This window comes from Nocardia sp. GP40 (assembly GCF_050434125.1).
Taxonomy (GTDB): domain Bacteria; phylum Actinomycetota; class Actinomycetes; order Mycobacteriales; family Mycobacteriaceae; genus Nocardia; species Nocardia albiluteola.
The window spans coordinates 181,540-194,436 of sequence record NZ_JBNPVW010000003.1; the positions used below are offsets into that span (position 1 = coordinate 181,540).

Here is a 12,897-nt window from a genome sequence, read left to right on the forward strand (position 1 = left end):
CTCAGGCAGGAGTGGCGGCGGCGGGTGCCGGCGGCTGGGTGCGGGCCGCGGCCTTGGTGTTCTCCCTGGCGACCAGGAAACGGCCGGCCGCGACGCCGATCATGGCCGGCACGAAGATCATCAGCAAAATGAACGCGGCGCCCGCGGTGATCTCGAAGCCCAGCCCGTTGTCGCCGAGATCGAACTTCGGGACGAAATCGAGCAGCCAGGCCACCACCGCAGAGCCGAGGCCGCCGGCGATGGCCGCCTTCAGCCAGCGCATGGTCAGATCCACGCCGCCGCGCTCCGGATCGGGATTGGCCCGCCGATCACCCCGGCCGTCGGCCAGACCCCACACCACACCCGTCGCGACCAGCACGATCAGGCACAGCAACCGCATCCAGGAACCCTGGGTCGGCCAGTAGATCATCCCGAAGCCCAGCACGGTCCGCAGGACGACGGTCAGCGCCCCGAGGACTACGGCGCGTAACACCCACGCATTCATGTCGACCACCCTAACGTGCCGGAGGATTCGAAAAAACAATAACCGGTTACAGAAATATCATTGCGTCGCGGCGCGGCCCTATTCCCTCAGGGCCGCGGCCATGGCCGCGCGGGGCGCGGGCCTGCCGGTGAACTGCTCGACCTGGCCGTATGCCTGATTCAGGAGCATATCCAGACCGCTGACGACCGTCCGGCCCGCACGCGCGGCTGCCGCGGCCAGCAGCGTCGGCCAGGGGTTGTAAATGGCGTCCAGCAGCACCGGCGCGACGGCCACCGCGTCGGCGATCGGCGCGGCAGCCACCGCGGGGACGGTGCTCACGACCGCGTCGGCGTGACCGCATGCCGCCCGCACCCCCGCCGGGTCGAAATCGATGACCGTGACCGACATGCCCAGGCGCTGAGCCAATTCCACCGCCCCAGCGGCCCGGCCGCGATCGCGCGCCACCACCGTCACCGCCTGCGCGCCCAGCTCCGCCAGGCCCAGCAGCGCCGGACGCGCGGTACCGCCCGCGCCCAAGACGACCGCGGCCGCGACCTTCTCGATCCCGCCGCCCTGCAGCGCACCGCGCACCCCGTCGACGTCGGTGCAGTCCGCGCGCCATCCGGTGGCGGTGCGCACCAGGGTGTTCGCCGAGCCGACCAGTACCGCGCGCTCGGTGCGTTCGCCGGCGACCGCCAGCGCGGCCTCCTTGCCCGGCATCGTCACCGACAGGCCCACCCACTCCGGGCCCAGCCCGGCGACGAATCCGGGCAGCCCTTCGGCGGTGCATTCGATGCGCTCGTAGGTCCAGTCCAGCCCCAGCTCGCGATAGGCGGCCAGGTGCAGCTGCGGCGAACGCGAATGCGCGATCGGGCTGCCCAGCACCGCCGCGCGGCGGTGGTCGCGATTATCGTCCACTGTCGAGAATTCCGCTCTGCCTGGCCTTTTCGATATTGCGCTGGTGCTCGCTGTAGCTGTCGGTGAACAGCGTCGTGCCCTGTTTGTCCACCGTGACGAAGTACAGCCACGGCCCCGCCGTCGGATTCTCCATCGCGCGCATGGCGCCCAGCGACGGCGAGGAGATCGGGGTCGCCGGCAGACCCGCCATCGCATAGGTGTTCCACGGAGTCTTGCGGTCCCGGTCGGCGTCGGTGGTGGCGACCTCCGTGCTCGACAAGGTGTAGTTCACGGTGGAATCGAACTCGAGCGGCATATTGGCGTTGAGCCGATTCACGATCACCCGCGCCACCCTCGGCATGTCCGCGGGCAGCGCCTCGCGCTCCACGAGCGACGACGCGATCAGCGTCTGATACGGACTCAGGCTGATGCCCGCGGCCGGGTTGGGTGTCAGCAGGCCCGTCGACTCGTAGCTGTGGGCGCTGGCCGAGACCAGCTGGGCCAGAATCTGGGCCGGCGTGCCGCTGGGATCGAAATCCCATGTGCCCGCAGCGATCAGGCCCTCGAGCTGGCGGGTGCGATCGGGCACCTGACGGACCTGGGCCATGGCCCACTGCGGTACCCCCAAGGCGTTCAGGTCCGTGCCGGCGCCCGCCTGGTCGAGCTGTTCGTAGGTCAGGCACTTCTTTGCCGCACCGGTGCCGATGCAACTGGCGTCGGCGATCTTTCGATAGATGCCGTCGTTGCGCGAGCGGGTGTTCACATCGGTCGAGTCGTGCAGCCGACGCCCCTCGGAGATCACCACGTTGCCGACGCGCGAATCCTTGCTCATCAGCGCGGTCGCCGCATCCTCACCCTTGATGTGGGTGGGTATCGCGTAATAGCCGGGCTGCAACGAATTCATGCCCGAATCGCGCACCGCCGCCTGATAGAAGGCACCGGTGCTCTTCACGACTCCTTTGTCGAGCATGGCCTTGGCGATCTGCTCGGCGGTATCGCCCGGATGCACCTGCACCACCGCCAGCGGACCCGGCGGGCCCGCGTAGTCCTCCGGGCCCCCGACCCGGCCCATGATCTTGTAGCCCGCATACACCGCGGCCACCGCGAACAGCACCACGAAGACGGTGCCGACATACATCAGGTTGCGCCGCCGCCGCTTTCGCTCGGCGGCCTTGCGCGAGGCGACACGGGACTTGCGGCCGCGCGATCCCCGGCCGCGCTCCGACGGCTCCCGCCGCCCCTTCTGCGCGCCGCCCTTGGTGGCCGTGCGCGGACCGCGAGCAGTCTGCTTGCGGGCGGGCTCCTCGGCCTGGCGCCTGCCGCGGCGCGGTGCAGGCCGGGCGGGCGATTCGGCCATCAGTTCCTGGTCGTAGGCTTCCTCCGGATATTCGCCGGTGCCATAACCTCGGCCGTCGTATTCGCCCTGCTCGGGCTCGCCGTAACCCTGGTCGGCATACCCGTGGTCGGGATAGTTCTGGCCGTAGCCTCGGTCGCCGTAGTCCTGGTCGGCGTAGTCGTGGTAGCCGACCTGCGGGTGACTCTGGTCGTAACCGTGCTGGTCGTAGCCCTGATCGCCGTAACCCTGCTGGTCGTAGCCCTGATCGGCGTAACCGTGCGCGCCATGCTGCGGCTCGTACCCGTGCTCGCCCTGGTAACCGCCGTCGTAAGCGTCGCTGTACCGCGGGATGACGCCGGTGTCCTGGTATTCGTCCCAATCGTCCTCGTCCGGGGCCGCGTGCCGGGCGCGACGACCGCGGGCGGGCCGACCCCCTCCGCCGCCCCGAGCGGCCTCCGCGGCCTTGGCCCCACGCCCGGATCCGAGGTCGCCGCCGCGGCCGGAACGCGCACGATCGCCGCGGCGCGCCCGGGGCTCGTCCCCGCCCGCCGCGCGCATCTCACCGCTGCGAGCGGCCGGGATTTCACTGCTGCGGGCCGCCGGGGACTCGGTATCGCCCCAATCCTGATCGGAACGGCGGTAACGGCGTTCCTCGGTACTCTGCCGAAGGCGTTCCTCCGCTCGGAGCCAGCGGTCATTCATCCGCCTACCCCGTCGCCTGCGTCACCGGCCGACCTTAACACCGCACTCCGTTCGTCCAACCATCCTTGCAGGATCGATACGGCCGCCGCCTGGTCGATCATCTGCCGCTGGCCACGTGCGCGAACTCCACTGTCTCGCAATGCACGTGCAGCTGTCACCGTAGTCAAACGTTCGTCGGAAAGTCGTATCGGCACGGCTGGGCACAGTGCTTGCAAATCTTTAGCAAATCTCACGGCCATGGTGGCGGACGTGCCGTTCTCGCCGCGGAGCGTGCGAGGAAGGCCGACGATCACCTCGACGGCCTCGTACTCCCGCATAATTTCGGCAATCCTGGCCAGATCCGTTGCCGGCGCGCGGTTCCCCCCGGACCGCCCGCTCTTGGCCCGTTGGACGGTCTCCACCGGCGTGGCCAGAATTCCGTCCGGATCGGACGAGGCGACGCCGATGCGGACCGTGCCGACGTCGATGCCGATGCGTCTGCCGCGGCCCGGGTCGGTCGCGGGGTCCGGCCGGTCGGAACTCGGCCCGGCCATCACCCGGCGAGCTCGGCCACCCGCGCCCGCACCGCGGCCAGCCCGGCCGCGATCCCCGACGGGTCCGAGCCCGCACCCTGCGCCATCTCCGGCTTGCCGCCACCACGGCCGGCAATGCTCGGACCGAAGCTCGCGACCAGATCTCCGGCCTTGAATCCGAGGTCCTGCGCGGCCTTGCTCACCGCGACGACGAACGGCACCTTGCCCTCGACGTTGCCCAGCAGCACCACCACGGCCGGCTCACTGCCGAAACGACCGCGGATATCACTCACCAGGGTGCGCAGATCGCCCGCACCCACGCCCTCCGGGGCGGCGGCGGCGACCAGCAGCACGCGGCCCACCCGCTCGGCCTCCTCGACGAACTTCCCGGCCTGCGAGAGCACCGCCTGTACCTTGGTGCGCTCGAGCTCCTTCTCGGCGACCTTGAGCCGCTCGACCAGCTGCTCGACACGGCCGGGCACCTCCTCCGAGGGCACCTTCAGCGCGGAGGCGACGCCGGCGAGCAGCGCGCGCTCCTTGGCCAAATACCGGTACGAGTCCAGGCCGACGAAGGCCTCCACGCGCCGCACGCCCGAGCCGACCGACGACTCGCCGAGCACGGTGATCGGCCCGATCTGCGAGGAATGCTCGACGTGCGTGCCGCCGCACAGCTCCATCGAGAACGGCCCGCCGATCTCCACGACGCGCACCTCGTCGCCGTAGTTCTCGCCGAACAGCGCCATCGCTCCCATCGCCTTGGCCTTGGGCAGATCGGTGACGAAGGTGTTCACCGGAAAGTCCGCGCCGACGGCGTCGTTGGACACGGCCTCGATGTCGGCCTTCTGCGCCTCGGACAGCTGGCCCTGCCAGTTGAAGTCGAACCGCAGGTAGCCGGGCTTGTTCAGCGAACCCGCCTGCACCGCGTTGGGTCCGAGCACCTGCCGCAGCGCGGCGTGCACCATGTGCGTGCCCGAATGGCCCTGCGTCGCGCCCCGGCGCCACGCCGGGTCGACCTGAGCCAGGACCGTATCGCCCTCGGTGAGCTGGCCCTGTTCGACCGTGGTCTTGTGCACCCACAGCGTCTTGGCGATCTTCTGCACGTCGGACACCCGCAGCTTGGCGCCCGTGGCGGTCATGCTGCCGCGGTCGGCGATCTGGCCACCCGACTCGGCGTAGAACGGGCTGCGATCCAGGATCACCTCGACGTCCTGGCCCACCGTCGCGGTCGGCACCCGCACGCCACCGGAGATCAGCGCCAGCACCTTCGCCTCCGAGCTGAGTTCGCCGAAGCCGGTGAACTCGGTGGCGCCGCGGTCGACGAACTCCTTGTAGATCGTCAGGTCGGCGTGGGCGTGCTTGCGGGACTGCGCATCCTCCTTGGCGCGCTGGCGCTGCTCGGCCATCAACTCCCGGAAACCGGTCTCGTCGACCTCGAGCCCGGCCTCGGCGGCCATCTCCAGGGTCAGATCGATCGGGAAGCCGTAGGTGTCGTGCAGCGTGAACGCGTCGGTGCCCGAAATACGCTTGCCGCCACCGGTTTTCACCTCGTCGACGGTCTCGTCGAACAGCTTGGTGCCGGTGGACAGCGTCTTGAGGAACGCGGTCTCCTCGCCGACGGCGACGTTCTCGATGCGCCGCAGGTCCGTGGCCAGCTCCGGGTACGACGGCGACATGAGCTCGCTGACGACCTTCATGAATTCGGACATCACCGGCTTCTCCGCGCCCAGCAGGCGCGCGGAGCGCACGATCCGGCGCAGCAGGCGGCGCAGCACGTAGCCCCGGCCGTCGTTGCCGGGGTTGACGCCGTCGGCGATCAGCATCGCGGCGGTGCGGGCGTGGTCGGCGATGACGCGGAAGCGCACGTCGTCGGCGTGCTCCACCGCGTAGGACTTGCCGGTCAGCTCCTCGGCCTTGGTGATGATCGGGCGCAGCAGATCGGTCTCGTAGACGTTGTCCACGCCCTGCAGCAGGAACGCGACACGCTCGACACCCATGCCGGTGTCGATGTTCTTCTTCGGCAGCGGGCCCAGGATCTCGAAGTTGTCCTTGCCGCGGCCCTCGCCCCGCTCGTTCTGCATGAACACGAGGTTCCAGATCTCGATGTACCGATCCTCGTCGGCCTCGGGGCCGCCCTCCAGTCCGTATTCGGGACCGCGGTCGAAATAGATCTCCGAGCACGGGCCGCACGGGCCGGGAATGCCCATCGACCAGTAGTTGTCGGCCATGCCGCGGCGCTGGATCCGCTCGGACGGCACGCCGATCGAGCGCCAGATCTGCTCGGCCTCGTCATCGTCGAGATAGACGGTGACCCACAGCCTTTCGGGATCGAAGCCGTAGCCGCCGTCCTCGACGGCATTGGTCAGCAGGGACCAGGCCAGCTCGATGGCCCCGCGCTTGAAGTAGTCGCCGAAGCTGAAGTTGCCCGCCATCTGGAAGAACGTGTTGTGCCGGGTGGTGATGCCGACGTTCTCGATGTCCAGGGTGCGCACGCACTTCTGCACGCTCGTCGCGGTCGCGTACGGCGGCGTCTGCTGCCCGAGGAAGAACGGCACGAACTGAACCATGCCTGCGTTCACGAACAGCAGGTTGGGGTCGGCCAGGATCAGCGAGGCACTGGATACCTCGGTGTGTCCGGCACGGACGAAATGGTCCAAGAAGCGCCGTCGAATCTCGTGGGTCTGCACAGATATCCAGCCTACCGGGAGGGGTCCAGGGAGTTTTCGGGGGTAGCGGGTCGAGCGCTGGTCAGCGGACCACGGTTCATTTCCCCCGGACGATCCGGCGCAGTTTGGTCACTCGGGAGCCGATTTCGCGCTCGTAGCCGTGATCGGTGGGCCGGTAGTAGTCGACGCCCACCAGCTCGTCGGGCGGATACTGCTGGGACAGCACGCCGTCGGGATGATCGTGAGGATATCTGTAGCCCTGGGCATTGCCCAGGGCTGCCGCGCCCGCATAGTGGCCGTCCCGCAGATGCGGCGGGACGGCACCGGCCTTGCCCGCGTTGATATCCGCCAGGGCCGCGCCGATGGCCGCGGGGACCGCGCCGGACTTGGGGGCGGTGGCGATGTGGATGGTGGCGTGGGTCAGGGCCAGTTTGGCCTCCGGCATGCCGACCAGCTGGACGACCTGGGCCGCGGCCACCGCGGTCTGCAGCGCGGTCGGATCGGCCATGCCGACCTCCTCGCTGGCCTGGATCATCAGGCGGCGAGCGATGAAGCGCGCGTCCTCGCCGGCGCTGATCATGCGGGCCAGGTAGTGCAGCGCGGCATCGACGTCCGAGCCGCGCAGGGACTTGATGAATGCGCTGATCACGTCGTAGTGCTGATCCCCGGCCCGGTCGTAACGCACCGCGGCCTTGTCGACGCTGGCCTCCACCAGATCGACATCGACCGTGCCGTCCAGGGAGGATTCGGCCGACGCCTCGAGCGCCGTGAGCGAGCGGCGGGCGTCGCCGCCGGCGATGCGCACGATGTGATCCAGCGCGGCATCGGTAACCGTATACGCGCCGTTCAGCCCACGGGGGTCGGCGATCGCGCGGCGCAACACCTCGCGAATATCGTTGTCGGACAGCGATTTCAGCTGCAGCACCAGCGAGCGCGACAGCAGCGGCGACACCACCGAGAATGACGGATTCTCCGTCGTGGCGCCGACCAGCAGCACCACCCGGTTCTCCACCGCGGCCAGCAGCGCGTCCTGCTGAGTCTTGGAGAAGCGGTGCACCTCGTCGATGAACAGCACCGTCTGCTCCCCGGCCAGCAGCCGCCGCCGCGCCAGGTCGATGACCGCGCGCACCTCCTTCACCCCCGCCGAGAGCGCCGACAGCGCCTCGAACCGGCGGCCGGTGGCCTGCGAGAGCAGCGAGGCCAGCGTGGTCTTGCCGGTGCCCGGCGGCCCGTACAGCAGCACCGACGCCGCCCCCGACCCCTCGATCAGCCGCCGCAGCGGCGACCCCGACCCGAGCAGATGCCCCTGCCCCACCACCTCGTCCAGGCTCGCCGGGCGCATCCGCACCGCCAGCGGCGCAAGCCTGCCGGCCGCCTCACCCATCGTGAACTCCCCCGCCCCATTCGGCGCCACCTCCACCCCGGGCGTGTCGAACAGCCCCTCGCTCACGCCTGCACCTCGCTGGCGCTCGGCTCCGGCGTGCGCGACGCGCGCTGTGTCGATGGCTCGCTCCGCTGCGCTCCGCTCACGCCTGCACCTCGCTAGCGCTCGGCTCCGGCGTGCGCGACGCGCGCTGTGTCGATGGCTCGCTCCGCTGCGCTCCGCTCACGACTCCACCCCACCGACACCTGGAGGCACGGCGGATGAAAGAGGCCGGGTGGAGGGCTTACTCACGAATCCAACCGTACCGGCGCACACCGACACATTTCGCTCGCCCTTCTGTGCGCGCCTCGACCCGCCCTCCAACCGCCGGCGGTTCACGCGCGGCCAGGAGCGTCACCGCTCCGAGCGGCTGCTCGCGCGGAGATCGCTGCGCTCGGCGTGGTCGGACAGGAAGATCCGGGCCGCCTCGGCGTCGATATCGTCCTGCAGGGCCGCATCGGACATGTCTCCGAGGTTTGCCGCGCCGCGCAGGAACGGGCCGAAGAGCTGCCAGCCCAGTTCGAGCGCCGCGACGTGCGCGACCGCCAGAGATGCGTCGTGATCGGTGCCGTGGAAGGGGCGGGCCCGCTCGATCAGCCGCGCGATGACCGGGAAGTCCTGCTGCATCGTGGCGACCGGGTATCCGTCCAGAATGCTGCGGGCCAGCACGGTTAGGTGCCGGCGCGGGCGGGCGTCGAGCAGCGACCGGTCGCCGACCTCGGACTGGCCGAACGCGGCGACCGACTCCGAGGCCAGATGGTCCAGCACCCGGGCGACCAGTTTCTCCTTGCTCCCGAAATGCCGGAAGACCAGGCCGTGGTTGACGCCCGCCCGTTCGGCGATGTCCCGGATCGAGGTCGCGGCGGGCCCGCGTTCGACGAACAGATCCGCGGCACTGTCGAGCACCGCGGCGACGACAGCCTCCCGCCCCACCGGGGCCTCACCGACGGGCTCGAGACTCCTTGCGCGATCCGTAGTCATGCGACTACATTAGCGCACAACCCACTGTAGTCGTCCGACTGCACACGAGTCACCGAAGGAGGGCCCGCGGTGCAGCGCACGGTGACGGCGCCCGGCTCACTGCCCCCGATTCACGAACCGGCGCGCACTCGTCCGCGCCGCGCGAATCACTCCTCCCAGTGCTCCTCGAGCGTCGCCGACACGTGTTCGGCGAAATCGCCCAGCACGTCGTCGCCGGTGCAACGGGCGTCCTCGGCCAGCGCGGCCCAGCGGTTGATCAGGGCCGCCGACCGCGGGATCGACAGGCCGTGCTCGCGCGCGGCGGCGATGCGGGCGTGATCGGCGGGCAGGAACCAGTACGTGGTCAGCCACACCCAGATCAGGCGGGCCTCGAGGATCCGCTCGGCCAGGACGTCGTCGTCGGCCAGGCTCGGCCACACGCCCACGACCTCCGACCGCCACGCCTCGACCAGCTGGCGGGCGCGCTCGCGGGAGAGCTCGACATCGCACAGACAGCCCGGGAACGAGACCAGCGCATACGCGATATCCAAAGTGGCATCGCGGAATCCGCCCCATTCGTAGTCCAGGAACCGGGCGCCCTGCTCGTTCAGGATGACGTTGTCGGGGCACAGATCCGAGGGGCTGAACGCGCGATAGCGGCCCGCGGAGAACAGCCGGTTACCCGCGACGATCCGCTGCGCGATCTCGCCGGGCACCTCGATGCCCAGTTCCCGCATCAGCAGCCCGGGCACCTCGCCGATGGCCGCCTCGGCCTGCTGGGCGATGCCGTCGATGCGATGCACCACATCCACCCGGCGCAGCAGCGCGACGAAATCGGCCTCGCGCCCGACGGTGGCGGCGTGCATGCGGCCCATCGCCTGCGCGAAGGCCATCAGCGCATTGCGGCTGGACGGCTCGACTCCGGACTGCAGCACGGCGGTGAGCGAGGCGTTCTCGCCCAGATCGCTCAGGATCAGCAGCCGTTCGGCCAGATTGTGCGCAAGCAGATAGGCGCCGGGACGATGCTCGCTGCTCAGGGCGGTGGTGAACTGATACGACACCGCCTCGCGCAGGAAGGCCGAATCGATGCTGGCGACGCCGGGCGCCAGGCCCCCGACGCGTCGATCGTGCGCGCCGCCACGCAGCTGCTTGATGATCAGCGTACGGGGTAGTGAAAAGGCGTTCTCCGCAACACGCACACGTAGCACAGTTGTCCTACCACTGCCGCTGAGTTCGATCGGATCGCTCAGCTTCACTGGAGCACCCATTCGCTTTGTGAGCAAATGCTGTGCCGCGGACACGACTTCGGCGGCGCGTTCGGCCAATAGTGCGGTCATCGCGATCCAAGTTACTCGCATGAGGTCACTTTCAGCGAGCGGTTCGGCAACCTTTCGCGCGTCGCCCGGCGTGTCTGTGTGAAGGGTCGGCCACCGGCGCGAGACCCTGGTCCCGGCAACACGGCAGGTCCCCGGCCGGCGCCGGCACCACGCCATCCCGGTATCGCGACATATCGGGCAGGTACACTCGATGGTTGTTTGACACCGTGGGGCGGGTCCGGTTGTCTCATCGCCAACTGCTGTGCGCCACACCGAAAATCAGGCGAATCGAAAGGTCCCCACGATGAGCGACAGCCCACAGTCCGCGCCCGGTGGCAGCCCCGGGGACCGCGCCCAGGAGCAGTTCACCCCCTCCGAACAGCGGGGGGATCTCCCGCGCCCGGCCACCGAGTATCAGGACGCGGGTCACGGACGGCACGAGATGGCGGGCCCGGCCGGGTACCCGCAGTTCGAGGGACCCGGCGCGGCGCAGTATGGCAACGAACCCGTCCAGGGCGCTCCCGCGGTCACCGCCCCGCCGCCACCACCTCCGGTGTTCGGCGCGCCGGTTCCGGTCCACTGGGCGAGTGGGCCGGTTTCCGCGCCGCCGCCGGGCTACGGCCAACCGCCACCGCCCGGGTACGGTCAGCCCGCTCAGCCGGGCTACGGCCAGCCCGTGGGCTACGCACCGCTCCCGGGTTACCCCGACGCCCCCGGAGCCGTGCCGCCCGATGCCACCGCGGCCTGGCCCTCCGGCGCGGCGTACCCCGGTACGCAGCCCGCCGGTCCTCCCGGCGTGCCGCCGTCCGTTCCACCCGGCGCCGAGGCACAGCCCGCACCCTCGCCCCGCGGGTTTCCGCCACCCCCTCCTGGCGAGCTGAGCGTCGGCCGCGCCCTGGGCTACGGGTGGGAACGTTTTCGCGCCAATCCGATTCCGTGGATCTCCATCACGCTGATCGGCTTCGTCGCGTATCTGGCGGTGACGCTGGTGATCCGGGCCGGCGGGGTGAATTCCGTGGTGCCGCTGCTCCTGATGTTCCTGGTGGTCGCGGTGGTGGTGTGGCTGTTGCAGGCGGCCATGATCCGCGGAGCGCTGTACGAAACCGACGGCACACCACCGGATTTCCAGGCGTTCTTCGGATTCGTCAACGCCGGCAACGTCTTGCTGGTCGCCCTCGGGGTGTTCGCGGCCAGCGTGGTGTCGATGATCGTGGTGTCGACCGTAATCGGGCTGGTGTCCACGGGGCTGGGAACCGTGCTGGGCGTAATCGCGGCCATGGCGGTCGGATTCCTGTGTATGTTCGCGCTGCACTTCGTGATCGATGTGGATCAGAGTCCGGTCGCCGCGATCCGATCCAGTTTCCGGCTGGTCTTGGCCAATGTGGGCCAGCTGATCCTGCTCGCGCTCGCGGTGCTGGTACTGACCGCGGTGGCGACCGCGCTGTGCGGGATCGGGCTGCTGGTCGCCGGTCCGGTCACCGTGATGGCGCTGACCTACTCGTATCGCACCCTGACCGACGGCCTCACGCTGTAGTCACTCGGCGGAGACCCACCAGCGTTTCACCCGATCCACCGGCCCGCCCTCGCTGCCGTGGCGAGGGCGCAGCCACAGCACGATCACCCCGGCAACGACGATCCCGGCCATGTTCACCGCCAGCTGAACGATCGACAGCAGCGCCTTGTCCCACTCGCCGAGCGTGGCCGCCACCACCGCGAAGCCGGCGGCCGGGATCGTCGTCACCGAGATGAAAACCCCCACCAGCGCCGCCGATTTCGACGACACCAGCGACAGCATTCCGGCCGCCCCCGCCAGCAGCGCCACCACCAGTGAGAACGGCCCGACCTCGTAGATGAACTCGACAGCGTTCACCCACCCCGCCGGCTCCGCAAGCTCCGCCGGCTTACCAGCCCCGTTGTGGATGCTGTCGAGGTTGTCCAGGGTCAGCCAGCCGAACTTCTCCCACACCAGCGTCGCCAGCATGGTTATCCCCATCGCGAGCGCGGCCAGCGGCCCGAACTCCGGCCCGACGACCATCGCGCCGACGATCGTCACCGGCGAATCGGTCGCCACCCCGACCGCGGCCAGCAGGCACGAGATCGTGATGAAGGCCAGGAACGTCGGGCTCAGCGGCGACTCGTCCCGCGTCTCGGCCAGCAGCGCCTCCCAGACGACCGCATCGGAGGGATCCCCGGGCGCCGCCTCGATCGCCCGCTCCGCGGCCTCCGAGATCGCCGTGTCGATCGGCCCGAGCATGATTCCGCCGTCACGCGAGATGCCCAGCGCATTCACCACATCGTTCGCGGATTCGCGAGCCACGTCGGCCTCGACGAGATCCCCGGCCGGTTCGACCGCCGCATCGCGCTGCACCGTGATCAGGGTGGCGCCCGGCTCGGCACGCAGCGCCGCGAGTACCACGTCGGTCGTCCCGGCCGGACTGATCACTCGTACATGCAGCACCCTGCAACCCCTGACTCTCGGCAGCCCGGCAGCGATAGGCTTCGGGTCCGCACGGTACCGACCGGACTCGAAGCTACGCCCCTGCGCCGGGCCGGCCGGGAGGCGCGGTGCCCACCGGCCGGCGTATCCGCCGCTCGCGCAGACCGATTCAAATCCGTTGCACCGGC

The 12,897-nt window shown here is 69.7% G+C and carries 10 protein-coding genes; 1 reads left to right on the top strand and 9 read right to left on the bottom strand.

The features are described 5' to 3' along the window. Position 1 precedes the first annotated feature (1 nt). From ABH933_RS09950 to ABH933_RS09985, 8 genes are all read right to left on the bottom strand, one after another. On the bottom strand, positions 2-484 hold the full coding sequence (locus ABH933_RS09950; protein ID WP_429416206.1) for a B-4DMT family transporter: 483 nt from the start codon (positions 482-484) through the stop codon (positions 2-4). A gap of 78 nt (positions 485-562) precedes the next feature. Beyond that, complete coding sequence (locus tag ABH933_RS09955) at positions 563-1,381, bottom strand: shikimate dehydrogenase (protein WP_429416209.1); 819 nt, start codon at positions 1,379-1,381, stop codon at positions 563-565. Continuing rightward, positions 1,371-3,398, bottom strand: coding sequence for an endolytic transglycosylase MltG (mltG, locus tag ABH933_RS09960; protein ID WP_429416212.1), 2,028 nt, complete (start codon positions 3,396-3,398; stop codon positions 1,371-1,373). Before mltG ends, ABH933_RS09955 begins: the two co-directional genes overlap by 11 nt. Then, positions 3,395-3,931, bottom strand: coding sequence for a Holliday junction resolvase RuvX (ruvX, locus tag ABH933_RS09965; RefSeq protein ID WP_429417761.1), 537 nt, complete (start codon positions 3,929-3,931; stop codon positions 3,395-3,397). The genes mltG and ruvX overlap by 4 nt, the downstream gene beginning before the upstream one ends. Beyond that, positions 3,931-6,594 (bottom strand): alanine--tRNA ligase, encoded by a 2,664-nt coding sequence (gene alaS / locus ABH933_RS09970; RefSeq protein WP_429416214.1) that lies wholly within the window; start codon positions 6,592-6,594, stop codon positions 3,931-3,933. The genes ruvX and alaS overlap by 1 nt, the downstream gene beginning before the upstream one ends. 76 nt (positions 6,595-6,670) lie before the next feature. Then, positions 6,671-8,023, bottom strand: a complete 1,353-nt coding sequence (locus ABH933_RS09975) for a replication-associated recombination protein A (RefSeq protein ID WP_429416217.1) — start codon at positions 8,021-8,023, stop codon at positions 6,671-6,673. A gap of 327 nt (positions 8,024-8,350) precedes the next feature. After that, the gene (locus ABH933_RS09980) at positions 8,351-8,977 is read right to left on the bottom strand and encodes a TetR family transcriptional regulator (RefSeq protein WP_429416220.1); all 627 of its coding nucleotides are present in this window, start codon (positions 8,975-8,977) and stop codon (positions 8,351-8,353) included. A 146-nt stretch (positions 8,978-9,123) separates the two neighbouring features. Continuing rightward, positions 9,124-10,293 (bottom strand): phosphotransferase family protein, encoded by a 1,170-nt coding sequence (locus tag ABH933_RS09985; RefSeq protein WP_429416223.1) that lies wholly within the window; start codon positions 10,291-10,293, stop codon positions 9,124-9,126. A 283-nt stretch (positions 10,294-10,576) separates the two neighbouring features. Between ABH933_RS09985 and ABH933_RS09990 the strand changes: the two genes are divergently transcribed. Further along, on the top strand, positions 10,577-11,806 hold the full coding sequence (locus ABH933_RS09990; protein WP_429416226.1) for a hypothetical protein: 1,230 nt from the start codon (positions 10,577-10,579) through the stop codon (positions 11,804-11,806). Here ABH933_RS09990 and ABH933_RS09995 read toward each other — a convergent pair whose 3' ends face one another. Next, complete coding sequence (locus tag ABH933_RS09995) at positions 11,807-12,730, bottom strand: DUF389 domain-containing protein (protein WP_429416229.1); 924 nt, start codon at positions 12,728-12,730, stop codon at positions 11,807-11,809. Positions 12,731-12,897: the final 167 nt, after the last annotated feature.